Below are 19,696 nucleotides of genomic sequence, written 5' to 3'. Positions count from 1 at the left end.
GGTCAGGCCACCTTTCGTTCCGCGTACTCCGCGATGTCCGCCATCGGCGGGCGTTCCTCCGTGTCCACGGAGTAGGTGCGCGGTTCGAAACCGGTCTCGCCCCGCTCGAACTGGGTGAGGGCGGGGCGGATCAGATGGCCGCGGGCCAGGCGGAGCTGGGCCGTGCGGTAGATCGCGGCGGACATCCGGCCGAGGGCCTGGCCGTCCTGGTGGCGGTGCTTGCGGACGCCCACGTCGACCTGGGCGAGCGCGTCGAGGCCGACCAGGTGCAGGGCGTCGACCAGCATGCCGAGCTCGACGCCGTAGCCGACGGGGAACGGCAGCTGTTCCAGCAGCGAGCGGCGGGCCGCGTACTCGCCGCCCAGGGGCTGCACGAAGCCCGCCAGCTGCGGCCAGTGCATGTTGAGCAGCGGGCGGGCCATCAGCTCGGTCACCCGGCCGCCCTGGCCCGCCGCGCCGCCCAGCGGGCGGTCGTACATGGCCTTGACCAGGTCGACCTCGGGCTCGGTCAGCAGCGGGCCGACGATCCCGGTGACGAAGTCGGAGGAGAACTCCTTCAGGTCGGCGTCGATGAAACAGACGATGTCACCGCTGGTCACCAGCAGCGACCGCCACAGCACCTCGCCCTTGCCGGGCACGGTGGGGATACGGGGCAGGATCTCGTCGCGGTGCACCACCGTGGCCCCGGCCGCGGCCGCCACCTGCGACGTCCGGTCGGTCGACCCGGAGTCGACGACGACGATCTCGTCGACGAGCGGGACCTGCTGCATCAAGTCGTGGCGGATGATCGCGACGATGTCGCCGACCGTCTCCTCCTCGTTGAGCGCGGGCAGCACGACGCTCACCGACTGTTTCGTGCGTTGCTTGGCAGCCAGGATCTGGTGGAGCGGGCGATCGGTCACCGACCAGGAGCGGGTGGTCAGCCAGCGCTCGACTTCGTTCAGCACAGTGCGCGGCTCCTCTGCGTTCTTTCGGCGAGCTGGACCCCGTCTGTGATCCATCTCGCGGTTCGGACGACTATCTCAACTGTCCTGGTCGTCGGTTACAGTCTTGAACAACGCGGATGACCATCGCATGTCCTGGCTCGTCCGATGTTCACAACTTCATACCGCTCATCCAGAGGGGCAGAGGGATACGGCCCGATGAAGCCCCGGCAACCCTCCAGCCGGTCTCGTAGCGATCAGTATCGATCGCACCGCGAGGCTCCCGGCTAGGGAAGGTGCCAAATCCGTCTCACGGCGAGATGCGTCGTGAGGAAGATGAGGAGAAAGGGCCTCGCCTCTCATGGCTGCGCAGACTGTTGCAAGCACCACCGATTCCGCCTCCACCAGCGTAGACCTCGGTCCCGCCGCGGCGCTCAGCTGCCGTGAATGCGGCCACCGGGTGCCGCTCGGCCCGGTCTTCGCGTGCGAGGAGTGTTTCGGCCCGCTCGAGATCGCCTACGACTTCTCCGCCTACGACGCCGAGGAGCTCCGCAAGCAGATCGAGGCGGGACCCGCGAACATCTGGCGCTACGCACCGCTGCTGCCCGTCCCCGCGGACGTGGCCGGCAAGCCCAACATCAACCCCGGCTGGACCAAGCTCGTCCAGGCCGACAACCTCGCCCGCGAACTGGGTGTCGAGGCCGGCAAGCTCTTCGTGAAGGACGACTCCGGCAACCCGACGCACTCCTTCAAGGACCGGGTCGTCGCCCAGGCCATCGAGGCCGCCCGCGTCTTCGGCTTCACCACGCTCTCCTGCTCCTCCACCGGCAACCTCGCGGGTGCCGTCGGCGCCGCCGCCGCCCGCGCCGGCTTCCGCTCCTGCGTGTTCATCCCGCACGACCTGGAGCAGGGCAAGGTCGTCATGGCCGCTGTATACGGCGGTGAGCTCGTCGGCATCGAGGGCAATTACGACGACGTGAACCGCTTCTGCTCCGAGCTGATCGGCGACCCGGCCGGCGAGGGCTGGGGCTTCGTCAACGTCAACCTGCGGCCGTACTACGCGGAGGGGTCCAAGACCCTGGCGTACGAGATCTGCGAGCAGCTCGGCTGGCGGCTCCCGGACCAGCTGGTCGTCCCGATCGCCTCCGGCTCGCAGCTCACGAAGATCGACAAGGGGCTCCAGGAGCTGATCAAGCTCGGGCTGGTCGAGGACAAGCCGTACAAGATCTTCGGCGCCCAGGCGGAGGGCTGCTCGCCGGTGTCCGTCGCCTACAAGGCGGGCCACGACGTCGTCCGTCCCCAGAAGCCGAACACCATCGCCAAGTCCCTCGCCATCGGCAACCCGGCCGACGGCCCCTACGTCCTCGACATCGCGCGCCGCACGGGCGGTGCCGTGGAGGACGTCAACGACGAGCAGATCGTCGACGCGATCAAGCTGCTGGCCCGCACGGAGGGCATCTTCGCGGAGACCGCCGGTGGTGTGACCGTGGGCGTGACTCGAAAGCTGATCGAGAACGGGTTGCTGGATCCGACGTTGACGACCGTTGTGCTGAACACGGGCGATGGGCTGAAGACGCTGGATGCGGTGGCGGGTACGGGGCTTACCGCGACCATCCGCCCCAACCTCGATTCGTTCCGTGAGGCCGGCCTCGCATAACCGTTTTCGTCTGCGGGCCGGTGGGGGCTGGTCGCGCAGTTCCCCCCGCCCCTAGGTGTGTCACCCTGACCGGAGGTTCCAACGTGAGCGTCACCGTCCGCATCCCCACCATCCTGCGCACCTACACCGGCGGGCAGGCCGAGGTCGCCGCCGAGGGTGCCACCCTCGCCGACGTCATCGCCGACCTGGAGAAGAACCACACGGGCATCGCCGCCCGCGTCCTCGACGACCAGGGCAAGCTGCGCCGCTTCGTCAACGTGTACGTCAACGACGACGACGTCCGCTTCGAGCAGGGCCTGGAGACCGCCACCCCGGACGGCGCGGGCGTCTCGATCATCCCGGCCGTCGCCGGCGGCTGACCGAATGACCGAACATTACCTTCGGTAACGCTCATTACCGAGAGTTCATTGAATTGCCCCCTCCGTGAGAGAAGCGGAGGGGGCAATTCTCTATGGTTGAGCGCGGTACAGTTGGGGAACCTGCTGCGCCTTCCATGCCACACGCATATGAGTACCTGCTCCACTTGCGTCGAGAAGTAGCCAAAGTGTGCGGTTCTTTTGCGAGTTTTGTGCCTTTTATGGGGCCCGACTTGCCCTGAGTTCGGGTGAATTCTCACTACATTCCGGACCCCGCACGTCCAGAATTCTCGTCCGATTGACCTGTTGCAGACGGCAGTTGGACAGATACATTCAGCCGCGGTCGACGCGTTCCGGCGCACGCCCCCAATCCGTGGGGGGTGAGGTCTGACCCGGATCCGCGAAGTGTGGATCTGTGCAAGGGCCAGTAATAGGGGAGTTAGGCATGGCTCAGGGCACCGTCAAGTGGTTCAACGCGGAGAAGGGGTACGGCTTCATCGCGGTCGACGGTGGTGCGGATGTTTTCGTCCACTACAGCGCGATCCAGATGGACGGGTACCGCACCCTGGAAGAGGGCCAGCGGGTGGAGTTCGAGATCTCGCAGGGCCAGAAGGGCCCGCAGGCCGACATGGTTCGCGTCACCGCCTGATCGCGCGACCGACCAAACCGCAAGCGACGTCTTCTGTTGAAGGGCTCGTACCTCGCGAGGGGTACGGGCCCTTCGGCCTGTCCGGGGCGGGTCGAGGGCTGGTGGCGGGGCCGCCCGATCCCCGGGAGGCGCTTGCACTCGCAGGGGCCGAGTGCTAATCATTGGCGTTAGCACTCTGAAGGTGAGAGTGACAAAGAAGGACCGGGTCGGTGAGGCCCGCAGGCCAGGTGGGGCAAGGAACCACGAGGTGTGCGAGCCGTCCGTCGCGGGCGCGGGCGCGGTCCGAAGGAATCACCCCCAGTCCTGGAGGGACCACTTCACATGGCCAAGATCATCGCGTTCGACGAGGAGGCGCGGCGCGGCCTCGAGCGCGGCATGAACCAGCTCGCGGACGCCGTCAAGGTGACGCTCGGCCCCAAGGGTCGCAACGTCGTCCTCGAGAAGAAGTGGGGCGCCCCCACGATCACCAACGATGGTGTGTCCATCGCCAAGGAGATCGAGCTCGAGGACCCGTACGAGAAGATCGGCGCCGAGCTGGTCAAGGAAGTCGCGAAGAAGACCGACGACGTAGCCGGTGACGGCACGACGACCGCGACCGTCCTGGCCCAGGCCCTGGTGCGCGAGGGTCTGCGCAACGTGGCCGCCGGTGCCAACCCGATGGCTCTCAAGCGCGGTATCGAGAAGGCCGTCGAGGCCGTCTCCGGTGCCCTCCTTGAGCAGGCGAAGGATGTCGAGACCAAGGAGCAGATCGCTTCCACGGCCTCCATCTCCGCCGCCGACACCCAGATCGGCGAGCTCATCGCCGAGGCGATGGACAAGGTCGGCAAGGAAGGCGTCATCACCGTCGAGGAGTCCCAGACCTTCGGTCTGGAGCTGGAGCTGACGGAGGGTATGCGCTTCGACAAGGGCTACATCTCCGCCTACTTCGCCACCGACATGGAGCGTATGGAGGCGTCGCTCGACGACCCGTACATCCTGATCGCCAACTCCAAGATCGGCTCCGTCAAGGACCTGCTCCCGCTCCTGGAGAAGGTCATGCAGTCGGGCAAGCCGCTGCTGATCATCGCCGAGGACGTCGAGGGCGAGGCCCTGTCGACCCTGGTCGTCAACAAGATCCGCGGCACCTTCAAGTCCGTCGCCGTCAAGGCCCCGGGCTTCGGTGACCGCCGCAAGGCCATGCTCGGCGACATCGCCATCCTCACGGGCGGCGAGGTCATCTCCGAGGAGGTCGGCCTCAAGCTGGAGAACGCGACCCTGGACCTCCTGGGCCGCGCCCGCAAGGTCGTCATCACCAAGGACGAGACCACCATCGTCGACGGTGCCGGCTCCGCCGACCAGGTCGCCGGTCGCGTGAACCAGATCCGCGCCGAGATCGAGAACAGCGACTCCGACTACGACCGCGAGAAGCTCCAGGAGCGCCTGGCGAAGCTCGCCGGTGGCGTCGCCGTCATCAAGGCCGGTGCCGCGACCGAGGTCGAGCTCAAGGAGCGCAAGCACCGCATCGAGGACGCCGTGCGCAACGCCAAGGCGGCCGTCGAGGAGGGCATCGTCGCCGGTGGTGGCGTGGCCCTGCTCCAGGCCTCCGGTGTCTTCGAGAAGCTGGAGCTGGAGGGTGACGAGGCGACCGGCGCCGCCGCCGTCAAGCTCGCCCTTGAGGCCCCGCTGAAGCAGATCGCCGTCAACGCCGGCCTCGAGGGTGGCGTCGTGGTGGAGAAGGTCCGCAACCTCACCCCGGGTCACGGCCTCAACGCCGCGACCGGTGAGTACGTCGACCTGGTCAAGGAAGGCATCATCGACCCGGCGAAGGTCACGCGCTCCGCGCTCCAGAACGCCGCGTCGATCGCCGCGCTCTTCCTCACCACCGAGGCCGTCATCGCCGACAAGCCGGAGAAGGCCGCCGCGCCCGCCGGTGGCGGCATGCCGGGCGGTGACATGGACTTCTGATCCCCGGCGGATCGGACTCGTCCTAACCGAGGGCGGCACCCCCTGTTCCGACAGGGGGTGCCGCCCTCGGGCGTTTCCGGAGGTGGGCGGGATCACAGGGGCCGGAGGAAATGGAGGGGTGTCCTGAGCGGTTGCTCAGTGCGTAGTGTCCATGCGTATGCACATACCCGCTGGTACCCCACCGCTAGGAGCCCCCGCGTGACCGCCTCCCCCACCCGCGCCGCCGAGATCCTCGCCCGGCCGATCGCGATCAACGGTCTGACCGTCCCGAACCGCATCGTGATGGCGCCGATGACCCGGATGTTCTCCCCGGGCGGTATCCCGGGCGCCGACGTGGCCTCGTACTACGCGCGGCGCGCCGCGGCGGGCGTCGGCCTGGTCGTCACCGAGGGGACGTACGTCGGTCACGACTCGGCCGGCAACAGCAGCCGCGTCCCGCGCTTCCACGGCGCGGAGCAGCTCGCGGGCTGGCAGCAGGTGGCCGCGGACGTGCACGCGGCGGGCGGCACCATCGTCCCGCAGCTGTGGCACATCGGCATGGTCCGCAAGGAGGGCCAGAACCCCGTCCCCGAGGCCCCCGCGGTCGGCCCCTCCGGCCTGCGCATCGGCGAGACCGAGCCCACCGGCACGGCCATGACCCAGCGCGACCTCGACGACGTCATCGGCGCCTTCGCCGAGGCCGCGGCCGCCGCGGAGCGCATCGGCATGGACGGCGTGGAGATCCACGGCGCGCACGGCTACCTGGTCGACCAGTTCCTGTGGGCGGGCACCAACCGCCGTACCGACGCCTACGGCGGTGACGCGGTCGCCCGCACCAAGTTCGCCGCCGAGATCGTCGCCGCCGTCCGCGAGACCGTCTCCGCCGACTTCCCGGTCATCTTCCGCTACTCGCAGTGGAAGCAGGAGGCCTACGACGCCCGGCTCGCCGAGACCCCGGAGGAGCTGGAGGCCATCCTGACCCCGCTCGCCGCGGCCGGCGTCGACGCCTTCCACGCCTCCACCCGCCGCTACTGGCTCCCGGAGTTCGACGGCGCCGACCTCAACCTCGCGGGCTGGACCAAGAAGCTCACCGGCAAGCCCACCATCACCGTCGGCTCGGTCGGCCTCGACGGCGACTTCATCAACGCGTTCGTCGGCGAGGGCTCCCCGCTCAAGGGCCTGGACGACCTCCTCGACCGGCTGGAGCGCGACGAGTTCGACCTCGTCGCCGTCGGCCGCGCGCTGCTCCAGGACCCGGAGTGGGCGGCGAAGGTCCTCGCGGGCCGCCTCGACGAGCTGAAGCCGTACGACGCGGCGGCCCTCCAGTCGCTGAGCTGACCGTCAACTCCTGTGTAGTGTCCGGGAGATGAGGATTCTCCAGCTCTCGGACACGCACCTGGAGCGCACCGACGCCGTCAACCGGCACGGCGTCAACGCGCATGACTCCCTGCGGCTTCTCCTCGACGAACTCCGGCATCTGCGGGGCATCGACGCCGTCGTCGTCACCGGCGATCTCGCCGACGACGGTTCCCCGGAGGCGTACACGGCCGTGCGGGCACTGGTGGGCGGGTTCGCGCGGGACGTGCTGGGCGGGGTGCCGGTGTTCTGCACGACCGGCAACCACGACGAGCGCGAGGCCTTCGGGAAGGTGCTCGGCAGCGGGCATGACGAGCCGGAGGCGGTGTTCGCGTCGGAGGCCGGTGAGCGGGCCGCGGTGAGCACCGTCGCCGGGTGGCGGTTCGTCACGCTCGACTCGCTGGTGCCCGGCAAGGTGCACGGCCACCTCTCCGCCGGGCAGCTCGCCTGGCTGCGGCAGGTGGTGAGCACCCCGGCCGGGCACGGCACCGTCCTCGCCTTCCACCACCCGCCCATCGCCCTCGACAACCCCCTCCAGCAGGTCTTCGGCCTGCGCAACCCCGCCGACCTCGCCGACGCCCTGCGCGGCAGCGATGTCCGGGTCGTCCTCACCGGGCACTTCCATCTCCAGCTCTTCGGGCTGCTGGAGTCGGTGCCGGTGTGGGTGACGCCCGGCGTGGTCAACCGCATCGACCTGACGGCGGCGCCGGGCACCGAGCGGGCGGTGCGCGGGGCGTCCGCCTCCCTCGTGGTGCTCGGCGGGCCCTCCGGCCCGCTCTTCCACACGCTCCACGCGCGGGATCCCCGGGCGCACGAAACGGTCTACGAGCTGGACGCGGACAGGGTGCGCTCCCTCGTGGAGCAGTACGGCTGACCTGGACCTCTTCATTAAGTCAATCAACTGACTTAATGTTGCGTAGGTCAAGTACTACGCCGATGGAGGCCCCGCCATGTCCGACGCTCCTTCCGCAGTACCACGGTCGAACGCCGTGGTGGTGGTGCTGGCCTTCGCCGGAATCGTGGTCTCGCTGATGCAGACCCTGGTGATCCCGATCGTCCCCGAGCTGCCGAGGCTCCTGGACGCGCCCGCCTCCGACACCGCCTGGGCCGTCACCGCCACGCTGCTCGCCGCCGCCGTGGCCACGCCGGTCGTCGGACGCCTCGGCGACATGTTCGGCAAGCGCCGCATGCTGCTGATCAGCGGCGTCATGCTGATCGTCGGCTCGGTCGTCTGCGCGCTGGCCGACTCCCTCCTGCCGATGATCATCGGCCGTGCCCTCCAGGGCCTCGCCTCCGGTGTCATCCCGCTCGGCATCAGCATCATGCGCGACGAACTGCCCGCCGAGCGGCTGGCCTCCGCGACCGCCCTGATGAGCGCCTCCCTCGGCATCGGCGGCGCCCTCGGGCTGCCCGCCGCCGCGCTCATCGCCGACAACTTCAGCTGGCACGTGCTGTTCTGGACCTCGGCTGCGCTCGGCGCCGTGGCCATCGGCCTGGTCACCGTCTTCGTACCGGAGTCCAAGGTGCGCACCGGCGGCCGTTTCGACCTCGTGGGTGCCCTGGGCATGGCGGCAGGGCTCGTCTGCCTGCTCCTCGCCATCTCCAAGGGCGCCGACTGGGGCTGGGGCAGCGGCACCACGATCGGACTCTTCCTCGCGGCCGTCGTGATCCTGCTGGCCTGGGGCTTCTTCGAACTGCGCACCGACCAGCCGCTGGTGGACCTGCGCACCACCGCCCGCCGTCAGGTACTGGTCACCAACCTCGCCTCGATCGCGGTCGGCTTCGCCATGTTCGCGATGAGCCTGGTCATCCCGCAGCTTCTCCAGCTCCCGGCCCAGACCGGTTACGGCCTCGGCAAGTCGATGCTGGCCGCCGGTCTGGTCATGGCCCCCTCCGGCCTGGTCATGATGGCCACGGCACCGATCTCCGCCGCCGTCTCCAAGGCCCGCGGCCCGAAGGCCACGCTGATGATCGGCGCCCTGATCGTCGCCGCCGGGTACGGCCTCAACATCGTCCTGATGAGCGAGGTCTGGCACTTCGTGCTCGTCTCCTGCGTCATCGGCGCCGGCATCGGCTTCACGTACGGCTCGATGCCCGCGCTCATCATGGGCGCGGTGCCCGCGTCGGAGACGGCCGCGGCGAACAGCCTCAACACCCTGATGCGCTCCATCGGCACCTCGTCGGCCAGCGCCATCGCCGGCGTCATCCTGGCCCAGCTGACCACCGACTTCGGCGGTTACGCGCTGCCGTCCGAGAACGGCTTCAAGGCGGTCCTGGCGGTCGGCGCCGGAGCGGCGCTGCTGGCCTTCGCGGTCGCGTCGTTCATCCCGCGGCAGCGGGTGGCGGGGGACGGGACGCTGGTGGCGGAGGGGGCGACGGAGTCAGCGGAGGCCGCCGCCAAGTCGTAGGCGCGGTCTGTCGCTTTACAGGTTCCCCAGCGGCTCGATGTCGACCTTCACCGGGGTGCCCCACACCCGCAGCACCTCGTAGTCGGTGAACTCGTGCACCAGCCGGTACGCCATCGCCGCGCGCGGCCCCCGGCGGGCCGCCGCGAGATACAGCTCGGCCTCGCGGCGGTCGCGGCGCGGGGTGCCGCACAGCTGCCACTCCTGGCCGTTCCACAGCTCGGGCAGCCAGCGCTGCTGCGGCTGCGGCCGGTCGTCGCGGACGCCGTAGCGGGACGGGGCGGTGGCGGACGGGCCGGTCTGGGCGGGGCCGTTGATGGAGGCGCGGCGTGCGGCGCGGCGCCGGGTCTCGCACAGCAGGCACAAGTCGGGGGCGTTCTCGTCGACCGGGCCGTTCGGGTGTTCGGCACAACGGGTGCTGGGCGCGGCGCTGGTGACGCTCTCGTCGAGCAGCTCCAGGGCGCGCTTGAGGTCGGCCTTGACCTCGTGCAGCTTGGCGTCCGGGGTATCGGCGGAGAGGGCCTCGCCGTGCTCGCCGAGGAGGCGGAGGGCTCGGCCTAGGGCGGTGAGCTGGGCGTGGTTCATGAAGGCCAGTGTCTCAGTCGGCGTAGTCCTTGAGTTCCTCGGTGTCCAGGGTGAAGCCGAGGGGGTCGGGCAGTTCGACCGGAGATCCCCACGGGTGGGAGACGGTCTCCTGGTAGCGGCTGTCCTTGGGGTCGCTGTATACGACGACGGTGTTGTTGTCACGGTCGATCAACAAGTAGACGGGGATGTCGACCGCCGCGTAACCGACGGGCTTGTCGATGCCGTCGCCCTGGTTGGTGTCATGGTCGTGGGAGGTGATCTCTATGGCCATGAGGATGCCGTTGGCGGCGGACCACTCGCCATGTCCCTTGAAGTGGCCCTTCAGCGCGACGGCTCCGTCTGTGCGGGCGCGCCCTTTGCGGTAGGCCTCGGACATGACACCTGATTCTCCGTAGACGCGGAGGTCGGGGCGGTATTGCATGCACTGCTCCTGGAGCCAGACGAAGATCTCCCGATGGTTGCCGTCCGGCATGGCCTTTACGACTACCTTTCCGTTGATGTACTCAAGTCGCACGGTTTCCGGAGCCGCGGCGGCCAGCTCCTCGAATTCGTCGACGTCGAGCGGGCCGTGCCGGATGCAGAGCCTTCCGCCGAGGAACTCCAGCCTGTTCTTCAGCTCCCTAGGGGCCCTGCGGACGAGTTCATCGAAGTCCTCGACGGACATCTGGGGCCGCTCAGCGGTGTCAGGGGTCATGCCATCGCCTCCTTCCTCCCATCGTGCCCCGGAGCGGTGACGTCGGACCGTCGGCGCTGTCATACGGGTGTCCCTTCTCGTCGTCTCTGTGACATTGCGGCACGGATCTCCGCCGCACGAGCGTGGATCTCAGGGGCGGGCGGGAGCGCGGCGGGGCGTTCGGAGGTGCGTCCTCCGCCCCGGCAGCCGCCGCACTGTGGACCGGGACGGGCAGACCGCTGGTCAGGGCATGGCGTACGACCTCGTCGGTGGCGCCCCGCTCGAACCACGGCGTCAGCAACGGGGCGAGGCGCGCACTCGGCGCCGGAGAGGGAGAGCGCGGGGGCGGTGCGGCCGAGGGCGGCGAGGAGGACGTGAGCGCGGGAAAGCGTACGGCGAGGCCGGTCCGGCGGCTCCTGCGGTACGTCTCCCCGCGTGAACGCCGCCCACCAGTCATCGTCCCGCGCGGTACGGGAGAACCACGATCGGGTGATCCAGTGGGAGGTGCCGGATTCCGAGGCCAGTTGTTCGCGTCCGCGTCGCAAGTGCCCTTCCCTTTGCAGGCGGTTGAGGGCGGTACGGAGGGCGCACTGTCCGTACGGCAACTGCTTGGCCAGCGTCTTTACGGAGATGTCGGCGCCGTCGGGAAGGCGGTCGAGGTAGCCGGCGATGGCGGCTTCGCGGGGTGGGAGGTGGGCGAAGTCGTGGTGGGAGCGGGGGCGTTGGTCGGGGGCGGTGCGCTTGCCGTAACCCGGCTTGGACATCGGGTGCGGGGCAGCGTGCGCGGGCAGGGAGGCAGCACTAAACTGGGCGTCAGCCACGGATCGACTCCATTTCGATCTCGTCGGTCAAGCCCCCGCAGGTGTTGGCGCACCTGGCGGGGGCTGTTCGTTATCCGGACCGCAGACGATCGTGACTCTGCGTGGCAAGCCGGACGCGTGCGGTCAACTCGCGGGGTGGGAGGGTGGGTTGAGGTCCTCTCCCATTCCAAGCAAAGAGGGCTCGGAGCTGGCCGCTTGAGCTTCGGGAGCAGTCAGCTCATGCTCTTCGCGCCGTCCAGGGACTCCCGGATGATGTCGGCGTGCCCGGCGTGCTGGGCCGTCTCCCCGACGATGTGCAGCAGCACCCTGCGGGCCGACCATCGAGCCCCGGGCTTGAACCAAGGAGCCTCGGGCAGCGGGTGGTCGGCGTTCAGGTCGGGCAGGGACGTGACGATCTCGTCGGTCCGGCGGGCCGCCTCCTCGTAGGCGGCCAGCACACCGGCCAGGGTGTCGCCGGGCAGCATCCGGAATTCGTCGGCGCGCCGGGCGAAGTCGGCCTCGGTCTTGTTCTTGAAGTCGTCGGCCGGCGACGGGCCGTTGAGGATGAAGGCCGCCCAGTTCCGCTCCACCGACGTGACGTGCTTGATCAGGCCGCCCAGACACAGCTCACTGGCCGTGGTCCGCTGCCCGGCCTGTTCGTCGGTGAGGTCACGGGTCGTGAAGCGCAGGAAGTGCCGCTGGTGGGCCAGCACTTCCAGCAGGTCGGGGCGTTCGGTGGCGGTGACAGTGTCCTGCGTGGTGTTGGTCATGGGGGCACGCTAGGAGCCGTATAGGTCAGATCCTGACCGCTCAGCCCTCGGGGCAAGCGTGCGTCGGTGCGGAGGCGAGGTCGCCCAGGACCGGGGTGACGGCGTGTTCCGCGGTGCACACCACCGGGGCGGCCGAGCCCCAGTGGTTGCCATCATGGGGGTCGGCGTGTGCGGGGGTGGCGAGGACTACGGCGGAGGAGGCCAGGGCGGCGGCCATCAGCATGTTCTTCATGGTCGGGGAACGACCGGCCGCCGCCGGAGTCACCTCTCCTTCGGCAGCCCGAAGGCGTACGTCGCCCCGAACCCGACCGCGTACCCCGTCAGCAGCCCGCCCGCGTAGATCGCCGCCGCCGTTCCCAGCCCCAGCCCTCCGTCCCCTGCCAGCAGCGGGAACAAGGCCCAGCCCGACGGGCCGATCGCGGTCGCGCCCACCCGTTCACCCAGCATCGCGAACAGGCCGACGAAGGCACCCCCGGCCGCCCCGCCCGCGCAGGCGGTGACGAAGGGGCGGCCCAACGGCAGCGACACCCCGTAGATCAGCGGCTCGCCCACGCCCAACAACCCGGCGGGCAGGGCCGACTTGATCGTCGTGCGCATTGCGGTGTCGTGGCGGAGGCGGACGTACACCGCGGCCGCCGCGCCCACTTGGCCCGCGCCCGCCATCGCCAGCAGGGGGAGCAGGGTCGTGGAGCCCTGCTGTTCGATGAGGGTGGCGTGGATCGGGATCAGGGCCTGGTGCAGGCCCAGCATCACCAGGGGGAGGAACAGGCCGCCGAGGACCGCGCCCGCGAAGGCGCCCGTCGTCGACAGCAGCCAGTTCGCCGCCGTGCCGATCGCCGAGGAGACCGTGCCGGCGGCGTACATGAGGACGTACAGGGTCGCCAGGCCGGACACCAGGACCGTCAGGGCCGGGGTGAGCAGGACGTCCAGCGTCGCGGGCACGTGGCCGCGGCACCATTTCTCCACGTACGTCCCGAGCAACGCCGCCGCCAGCGCGCCCAGGACACCGCCCTGCCCGGGGGCCAGCGCCACGCCGAAGGCCGTCACCTTCGCGACCCCCGGGTACACGACGACGGCCGCGATCGCCCCGCCCAGCACCGGGGTGCCGCCGAACTCCTTGGCGGTGTTGTAGCCGACGAAGACCGCGATGAGGGACATGAAGGCGGACGCGACGGCCGCCAGGGCCGGGGTCAGACCGGGCAGCCAACCGGCGTTCGTCAGCAGCCCGTTGAGGCCCGCGAGGATGCCGCAGCCGATGAGCGCGGGGATGAGCGGGACGAAGACGTTCGCCACCCGGCGCAGCGCCAGCTTCAGCGGGGTCGCGTTCTCAGCCTTCCGCGTCTCCTTCCGCAGCAGTGCCTCGAAGTCGGCCGTCACCCGCGCGACCGCCCCCGGCCCGAGCACGATCTGGTACGTGTCGTCGTCCTCGACCACCCCCAGCACCCCCGGCAGCGCCCGCAACGCCTCCCCGTCCACCAGCGACGGGTCGGCCAGGCGCAGCCGCAGCCGGGTCATGCAGTGGGCGACGGAGGCGACGTTGGCGGGGCCGCCGACCAGAGGGAGGAGCGCTGTCGCGGTGTCGTACGAGGTGGTCATCCGCCGAGCGTGCTGGTCAGCCGCCCGCCGCCGCCAGCGCGGCACGCAGATGGCCGCCGGACTCCTCCAGAAGGCGGGTGGCCGCGGGGCCGTCCACGCCGGTGAGGATCACCAGGATGGCGTTCTTCACCTCGCCGTCCGTCTCCGCCAGCGCCCGCTCGATCTCGTCGTCCCCGGCGCCCGTGGCGAGGGCGACGATCCGCCGGGAGCGCGCCCGGAGCTTCTCGTTGGAGGCGCGGACGTCGACCATCAGGTTCCCGTACGTCTTGCCCAGCCGGATCATCGTGATCGTCGACAGCATGTTCAGCACCAGCTTCTGGGCGGTGCCCGCCTTGAGCCGGGTGGAGCCGGTGACCAGTTCGGGGCCGACGACCACCTCGATGCCGTGCTCCGCCGCGGCGGCCAGCGCGCTGTGCCTGTTGCAGGACAGCCCGATCGTCAACGCGCCCTGCGCGCGGGCGTGTTCGACGGCACCGATGGCATAAGGGGTACGACCGGACGCGGAGACGCCGACCACCGTGTCCAGGGGCGTCAGCTTCAGCGCGTCCAGGTCGGCTCTCGCCAGTTCCCTGGAGTCCTCGGCGCCTTCGACGGAGGTCACCATGGCCTCCGGGCCGCCCGCGATCAGGCCGACGACCTGCGCGGGGTCGGTGTTGAAGGTCGGCGGGCACTCGGAGGCGTCCAGCACACCGAGGCGCCCGGCGGTCCCGGCACCGGCGTAGACGAGCCGACCGCCCTGGGCCATCCGGGTGGCGACGGCGTCGATGGCGGCACCGATCTCGGGCAACCGCTCGGCGACGGCGGCGGGCACGGTGACGTCCTCACCGTTCATGAGCCGGGCGATGTCGAGGGTGGGCAACTGGTCGATGTCGGCGAGCTCGGGCCGGAAGGCCTCGGTGGTGAGGGCTTCCAACTCGGCACGCAGAACACGGGGATCGGAGGTGGAGGTCATGGGGGGCGGCTCTTTCACGTGGTTCTTTCACGTAACGGAGTGGGGGCGGGCGCTTTTCTACGTTCTGCCGCGATGCCGGTGTGCCAAGGCCTCGTACGACGAGGCCAGGGCGGGCGCCGCGCTCTCGTATGTCCTTTGCGCCACCCCTACGAACAGACAGTCCACGACCAGCAGCTGGCTGGTCCGCGACGACATCGCCGCCGGCCGCAGCTCGCTCTCCCGGGCCGTGGACGTCGTCAGCACATGGTCCGCGTACTGCGTCACCGAACTGTCCGGCCGTCCGGTGATCGCGACCGTCGTGGCCCCGCGCTCGAACGCGACCCGCAGCGGCTCGATGACGTCCCCCGTCGCCCCGGAGTGCGTGATCGCGATGGCGACGTCCCCCGCCTTCAGCTGCACCGCGTTGGTGACGGCGAGATGCGGATCGCTGTGGGCGTGGGCTATCAGCCCTATCCGCAGCAGCTTCTGCACCAGGTCCTGGGCGACCAGCCCGGACGCCCCGACTCCGTACACGTCGATGCGGCGGGCGGTCGCCGCCGCGGCGACGGCCGCCGCCAGCTGCACGGTGTCCAGACCGGCGGCCGTGTCGGCGAGCGTCTGCTGCTCGTCGTAGGCGAGTTTCGCGACGACGTCGGCGATGGGGTCGTCCACCGCGATGTCCGTCGTGATCGCCGGCGCCCGCCCCGACTGCTGCTGCGCGGCGAGGCCGGCGAGGGCGAGGCGCAGGTCGCGGTAGCCGGGGTAGCCGAGGATGCGGGCGGTGCGGACGACGGTCGCCTCGCTGGTGCCGGTCAGTTCCGCGAGGCCGGTGACCGTCAGGGCCGCGCAGCCGGCCGGGTCACCGGCGACGGCCTCGGCGACCCGCTGCATGGAGCGGGTCATGGAAGGGGTGAGGGTGCGCACCTTGGCGGCGAGCGCGGCGGGGGCGGGCGGTGTGCCGGGACCACCCGGACCACCCGGACCACTCGGGCCGCCCGAGGCGCCGCCGAAAATTTCCTTCACTTCCTGGGTCACGTATGAAAGATATTTTCGGCTCGGTCCCGTGGTCAAGAGTGCGCACAATAGGGGGCATGGATCCCTCCGGCCTCCCCGTAAGCCCTTTGGAGCAGGCGTTGCATGCGGCACGCGCCCTGGTGCTCGCCGACCTGGTCGCGGGCGAGGTCGCCGACGCGGACGTGGTGTCCCTCGTCGAGGAGTCCGTCGTCCAGCGCCGCTGGTGGGTGGAGCAGTGGCCGGACGGCGCGGAGTTCGTGGCCGGGCTGGTCGCGCAGGACGTCCAGGACGCGCTCCTGGAGCGTTACGGCCGCTGGCCGCTGTGCCCGGTGTGCGGGGCCGGCGACCCGCACGCGCTGGAGGTCGAGCCGGAACTCGGGCCCGACCCGCACTGGGTGTGCCACAAGGCGGGCGTGAAGGTCGCGTCCGTCGGCGCGCTGGGCTCGGCGGCCGGCGGGACGCCCTCCTCGTGACCGTCTACATAGACCCGCCCGCCTGGCCGGGACACGGCCGGATGTGGTCCCACCTGGTGAGCGACGTGTCGTACGACGAACTCCACGCGTTCGCCGACGGGTTGGGCGTGCCGCGCCGGGCCTTCGAACGCGACCACTACGACATCCCCGCGCACCGGTACGCGGACGTGGTCGCGGCCGGCGCGGTGGAGGTCAGCAGCCGCGAGGTGGTGCGCCTGCTGACGGAGTCGGGGCTGCGGCGCCCCAAGGGGCGTCCGGCCTAGGGACTGTCCGCCGGACCGGCCCTACGGCCGCTCGCGCAGGTACAGCCGGAGGTCGGTGTCCTCCTCGTGCGGCGCGTGCTGCTCGTGCGTGAGCACTTCGTGCTGTTCCCCGACCGTCGCCCGGGTGTATCCGGCGCGGGTGACGACGGCCTGGGAGGCGCGGTTCGTCTCCTCGATCGTCGCCATCAGCAGCCGTACGCCGTCCCGCGCAAGCGCCCACTCGCTCAGCGCGCGCAGCGCCTCCGTGGCGTAGCCCCGGCCGCGGGCGGAGGGGGCGAGGTCGTAGCCGACCTCGGCGCGGCCGTCCTCGTCCGGGGCGCCGTGGAAGCCCATGCCGCCGACCGCCTTGCCGTCCTCGCGCCGGACGAGGACGAAGACACCCCACTCCGGGCGGTGCACGCCCGCCTCGTACGCCTTGACCAGCATCCCGGCGGCCTCGCGGGTGCCGTCGAAGGGGCCGTCGGCGACCCAGTCGTAGCCGCCGTCGCCGCCCAGGCGCAGGTCGGCGGCGGCCGCGGGGGTGAGGCCCTCCAGGGTGAGGCGGTCGGTGGGCAGGACGAGGTTGTTGTACCAGTCCCACTCGGTGACCGGGGCGCGGCCGGGCAGCTCGCCGCGGCCGGTGGCCCACAGCAGGGTGGGCCAGTGCTCGGGTCCTGGCTGGATGTGCGGGAACATGCGGGTGAGCACGAACTCGGCGAGGTCGGCCGGGGGTTCGTAGGGCAGACCGAGGCCCTCGGCGATGTCGTGGGTGTGCAGCAGCACCTCGCCGACGGCGAGCGCGGCGAAGCCCTCGGGGTTGGCGGAGTAGTACGGCCGCGGGTGATAGGCGCGGGCCCTGGGTGGCGTCACCCGGATCGTCGCGGTGAGCAACACCCCGCCGCCCTCGATGAGTTGGAGGACACGAGCGTTGTCCGTGCTGTCGTCGACGACGACGTCGAAGGGGCGGTAGGTGTCCTGCACCCGCCCGGCCAGCCGCCCCGCGTACACGATCAGGTCCTGCGCGATGTGCTGGGCCGTCTCCCGGCAACTCCACTCGCACCGCCCGGCCCGCACGCCGTCCCAGTCCCGCTCGACCGCGCCCCGCAGCACCCCCACGGCCCCCGCGACGGCCTCTTCCACCCGCTCCGCACCCCTGTTTCCCATGAGGGGCAGGCTATGAGGCCGCCGCCCTCAGGGCGACAGCATTTCCAGCTCGGCGGCGAGGTTGTAGCGGGCGGTCGCCTCCCACTCGGCCGCCCCGTACGGCGTCCGGAACAGCCTCGGCAGCTCGAGCAGCTGCCGCAGGATCGCCGAACGCCCCTCCCGGAAGGCCTCGTTGGGGACGAAGTGGTACTCCTCCCGCACGGCGGCCGTGTACGCGGCGTACGCGGAGGGTGGGGCGGCGAGGATCGCGAGGTCGGCGTCGCAGAGCACCTGTCCGTTGCGGTCGTCGGGGGTGGGGGCGTGGGTGACGGTGAGCCGCACGAGCCGCGCGACCTCCGCGGTCTTCCCCGCCGCCACCCCGGCCTCGGGAAGGGCCCGCTCGGCGATCCGTGCCGACCGCTCCTCGTTCTCCGACCGCTCGGGCAGGTACACGGCGTCATGGAACCAGGCCGCGAGCCGTACGACGTCCGGGTCGTCCGCGTACTTCTCCAGTGCGTCGACATGGTCCAGGACCGCGGTGAGGTGCGCGAGCGTGTGATAGCGCCGCTGCGGCTCCTGCCAGCGGGCGAGGAGGTCGTCGGCGTAGGGGGTGGGGTCGGGGCCGTCACCGCTACCCCTGACCGACCGGAGCGCGTGGGAGAAACGGACGCGGAGGGCATCGAGATCGACCATGTACCGATTGTCGCGCGCCCCCTAGCGTGTGGGGGCATGACGACGACTGACGACGTACGCGACCCCGAACTGCCCGGCCTCCTCCTGACCACCGAGCGCGACGGTCTGATCCCGCTCCTGCGGTCCCGCCCGGACGCCGACTTCGCTCTGCCCACGGCCGGGTGTCCCGGCTGGACCGTCCGGGACGTGGTGGCGCACTGTTCGTCCGCGCTGATGCGGATCGTGGAGAGCCGCTTCGAGAAGGGCGTCTTCTCGCCGGAGTCGAACGACCGGGACATCGCCGAGCGGGCCGATTGGACGAACGCGCAGGTCGTGGACGAGCTGGAGCGCGGCATGACCGAAGCCGGCCCGATGATCGCCAAGGCGGGCGGGGTGCTGGACCTGGCCGCGGTGGGGTGGGGGTCCCCCCACGCCTTTAAGGCAGTGGGGGAGGGTGCACGGCGGCGACGTACGTGACGCCCTCGGCGAACCGGGCGCCTACGCGGGCCCCGGCCTGCCGCACGCCCTCCTGCTGCTGTCCCGGATCACCCGGCACAAGGGCACGCTGCCCCTGCACGCCGACCTCGACGACGTCGACGAGCCGCTCACGCTGGGCGCGGTGTCGGGGGAGCGGACGCCGGCCCGGTACATCGGCGACGCCGCCACCCTCGTAAGGCTGTACGCGGGGCGTCCGGTGGAGGGGCGGGCCTTCGAGCTGGCGGGGGCGGAAGCGGAGGAGTTGAACATCTTCTTCTGAGAGGCTGGCGTACCCTGAGATTGGACTAGACCTGTCGCCTACGCCTACGAACGGGGTCCCATGAGCAAGCGTGCAGTCCTCGAGGTCATCGCCCTCGACGCCGAGGACGCGATCGCGGCGCAGGCCGGTGGCGCGGACCGGCTGGAGCTGGTGACCGACATGGCGGCCGACGGTCTGACCCCGTCCGTGGCGACCTTCGCCGCGATCCGGGCCGCCGTCGACATCGACCTGCGCGTGATGCTCCGGCTGACGGACGGCTTCGCGGCGGGGGATGTCGACCGGCTGGTCCGTACCGCCGGCGAGCTGCGGGCGGCCGGTGCGGACCAGTTCGTGCTCGGGTTCCTCGACGCGGAGGGCGGCGTGGACCTGACGGCCGTGGAGCGACTGGTCGCGGAGCTGGACGGCTGCCCCTGGACCTTCCACCGCGCCATCGACCACACCGCCGACCGGGACGCCCTGCGCAAGCAGCTGGCGGACCTGCCGGGCCTGGACACGTACCTCACGGCCGGGTCGGCGGAGGGCGTCGAGACGGGGCTCCCCACACTGCTCGCCGAGGCGGCGAGGGCGGGGGAGCCGGGGTACGAGCAGCAGGTGCTGGTGGGCGGGGGCCTGGCGCTGGAGCATGTCCCGCAGCTGCTGGCGGCGGGGATCGACGCCTTCCACATCGGGGGCGCGGCGAGGCCGAGGGGCTGGGAACACCCGGTGTCGGCGAGGGCGGTAGAAGAATGGCGCCGCGCACTGCAAGGCTTTTAGGGGCGCGGGGCTGTATCA

At 70.6% G+C, this 19,696-nt stretch carries 20 protein-coding genes, 1 pseudogene and 1 riboswitch; of the genes and pseudogenes, 11 read left to right on the top strand and 10 right to left on the bottom strand.

Annotated elements, in window-relative coordinates:
- Positions 1-2: 2 nt before the first annotated feature.
- Positions 3-947: a glucosyl-3-phosphoglycerate synthase gene (locus tag EJC51_RS22860; RefSeq protein WP_126272807.1), complete on the bottom strand. Its 945-nt coding sequence runs from the start codon at positions 945-947 to the stop codon at positions 3-5.
- 162 nt (positions 948-1,109) lie between these two features.
- Positions 1,110-1,266: riboswitch (SAM riboswitch) on the top strand.
- Positions 1,267-1,284: 18 nt separating this feature from the next.
- Between EJC51_RS22860 and thrC the strand changes: the two genes are divergently transcribed.
- The 7 genes from thrC (at position 1,285) to EJC51_RS22825 (ending at position 9,272) form a co-directional block, all read left to right on the top strand.
- Complete coding sequence (gene thrC, locus EJC51_RS22855) at positions 1,285-2,580, top strand: threonine synthase (protein WP_126272806.1); 1,296 nt, start codon at positions 1,285-1,287, stop codon at positions 2,578-2,580.
- A gap of 83 nt (positions 2,581-2,663) precedes the next feature.
- On the top strand, positions 2,664-2,939 hold the full coding sequence (locus EJC51_RS22850; protein ID WP_059195843.1) for a ubiquitin-like small modifier protein 1: 276 nt from the start codon (positions 2,664-2,666) through the stop codon (positions 2,937-2,939).
- Between the two features lie 442 nt (positions 2,940-3,381).
- A complete protein-coding gene (locus EJC51_RS22845) occupies positions 3,382-3,585 on the top strand; it encodes a cold-shock protein (RefSeq protein WP_004986573.1) in 204 nt (67 codons plus the stop codon).
- A 321-nt stretch (positions 3,586-3,906) separates the two neighbouring features.
- Positions 3,907-5,529 (top strand): chaperonin GroEL, encoded by a 1,623-nt coding sequence (gene groL, locus EJC51_RS22840; RefSeq protein WP_059195844.1) that lies wholly within the window; start codon positions 3,907-3,909, stop codon positions 5,527-5,529.
- Between the two features lie 198 nt (positions 5,530-5,727).
- Complete coding sequence (locus EJC51_RS22835) at positions 5,728-6,846, top strand: NADH:flavin oxidoreductase (RefSeq protein WP_126272805.1); 1,119 nt, start codon at positions 5,728-5,730, stop codon at positions 6,844-6,846.
- 28 nt (positions 6,847-6,874) lie between these two features.
- Positions 6,875-7,738, top strand: a complete 864-nt coding sequence (locus EJC51_RS22830; RefSeq protein ID WP_126272804.1) for a metallophosphoesterase family protein — start codon at positions 6,875-6,877, stop codon at positions 7,736-7,738.
- Positions 7,739-7,814: 76 nt separating this feature from the next.
- Positions 7,815-9,272 (top strand): MFS transporter, encoded by a 1,458-nt coding sequence (locus tag EJC51_RS22825; protein ID WP_126272803.1) that lies wholly within the window; start codon positions 7,815-7,817, stop codon positions 9,270-9,272.
- Positions 9,273-9,287: 15 nt separating this feature from the next.
- On the opposite strand, the gene EJC51_RS22820 is transcribed toward EJC51_RS22825, so the two are convergent.
- The 7 genes from EJC51_RS22820 to EJC51_RS22785 all read right to left on the bottom strand — a co-directional run bounded on the left by EJC51_RS22820 (position 9,288) and on the right by EJC51_RS22785 (position 15,659).
- Positions 9,288-9,854 (bottom strand): hypothetical protein, encoded by a 567-nt coding sequence (locus EJC51_RS22820; RefSeq protein ID WP_126272802.1) that lies wholly within the window; start codon positions 9,852-9,854, stop codon positions 9,288-9,290.
- A gap of 13 nt (positions 9,855-9,867) precedes the next feature.
- Entirely contained in the window at positions 9,868-10,548 is a 681-nt protein-coding gene (locus EJC51_RS22815; RefSeq protein ID WP_244362793.1) for a Uma2 family endonuclease, read from the bottom strand.
- A gap of 1,012 nt (positions 10,549-11,560) precedes the next feature.
- Entirely contained in the window at positions 11,561-12,097 is a 537-nt protein-coding gene (locus tag EJC51_RS22805; RefSeq protein WP_126272801.1) for a DinB family protein, read from the bottom strand.
- Between the two features lie 40 nt (positions 12,098-12,137).
- Positions 12,138-12,362 carry a hypothetical protein gene (locus tag EJC51_RS22800; protein WP_126272800.1) on the bottom strand — a complete coding sequence of 75 codons (225 nt, stop codon included), beginning with the start codon at positions 12,360-12,362 and terminating at the stop codon, positions 12,138-12,140.
- A complete protein-coding gene (locus tag EJC51_RS22795; RefSeq protein ID WP_126272799.1) occupies positions 12,359-13,693 on the bottom strand; it encodes a PTS transporter subunit EIIC in 1,335 nt (444 codons plus the stop codon). Before EJC51_RS22795 ends, EJC51_RS22800 begins: the two co-directional genes overlap by 4 nt.
- A gap of 16 nt (positions 13,694-13,709) precedes the next feature.
- A complete protein-coding gene (gene murQ, locus EJC51_RS22790; RefSeq protein WP_126272798.1) occupies positions 13,710-14,645 on the bottom strand; it encodes an N-acetylmuramic acid 6-phosphate etherase in 936 nt (311 codons plus the stop codon).
- A 57-nt stretch (positions 14,646-14,702) separates the two neighbouring features.
- Positions 14,703-15,659, bottom strand: coding sequence for a MurR/RpiR family transcriptional regulator (locus tag EJC51_RS22785; RefSeq protein WP_126272797.1), 957 nt, complete (start codon positions 15,657-15,659; stop codon positions 14,703-14,705).
- Positions 15,660-15,715: 56 nt separating this feature from the next.
- Between EJC51_RS22785 and EJC51_RS22780 the strand changes: the two genes are divergently transcribed.
- Together EJC51_RS22780 and EJC51_RS22775 are read left to right on the top strand one after the other, a co-directional pair.
- Positions 15,716-16,111 carry a hypothetical protein gene (locus EJC51_RS22780; RefSeq protein ID WP_126272796.1) on the top strand — a complete coding sequence of 132 codons (396 nt, stop codon included), beginning with the start codon at positions 15,716-15,718 and terminating at the stop codon, positions 16,109-16,111.
- Positions 16,108-16,374 (top strand): DUF4031 domain-containing protein, encoded by a 267-nt coding sequence (locus EJC51_RS22775; protein ID WP_126272795.1) that lies wholly within the window; start codon positions 16,108-16,110, stop codon positions 16,372-16,374. The genes EJC51_RS22780 and EJC51_RS22775 overlap by 4 nt, the downstream gene beginning before the upstream one ends.
- Positions 16,375-16,395: 21 nt before the next feature.
- Here the strand turns inward: EJC51_RS22775 and EJC51_RS22770 are convergent, their stop codons facing one another.
- Both EJC51_RS22770 and EJC51_RS22765 read right to left on the bottom strand, forming a co-directional pair.
- Entirely contained in the window at positions 16,396-17,517 is a 1,122-nt protein-coding gene (locus EJC51_RS22770) for a GNAT family N-acetyltransferase (protein WP_207924847.1), read from the bottom strand.
- A 27-nt stretch (positions 17,518-17,544) separates the two neighbouring features.
- On the bottom strand, positions 17,545-18,189 hold the full coding sequence (locus EJC51_RS22765; RefSeq protein ID WP_126272794.1) for an HD domain-containing protein: 645 nt from the start codon (positions 18,187-18,189) through the stop codon (positions 17,545-17,547).
- A 36-nt stretch (positions 18,190-18,225) separates the two neighbouring features.
- On the opposite strand from EJC51_RS22765, the pseudogene EJC51_RS22760 reads away from it, so the two are divergent.
- Positions 18,226-18,925 (top strand): annotated as a pseudogene (locus EJC51_RS22760) (maleylpyruvate isomerase family mycothiol-dependent enzyme).
- Positions 18,926-18,985: 60 nt separating this feature from the next.
- A complete protein-coding gene (locus tag EJC51_RS22755; RefSeq protein WP_126272793.1) occupies positions 18,986-19,678 on the top strand; it encodes a copper homeostasis protein CutC in 693 nt (230 codons plus the stop codon).
- Positions 19,679-19,696 lie beyond the last annotated feature (18 nt).

Origin of the sequence: Streptomyces aquilus, from assembly GCF_003955715.1 — a bacterium.
In the GTDB taxonomy this organism is placed as follows: Bacteria; Actinomycetota; Actinomycetes; order Streptomycetales; family Streptomycetaceae; genus Streptomyces; species Streptomyces aquilus.
The sequence above is the reverse complement of the archived record's forward strand: the minus strand, read 5'-3'. Positions and strand labels throughout refer to the sequence as shown.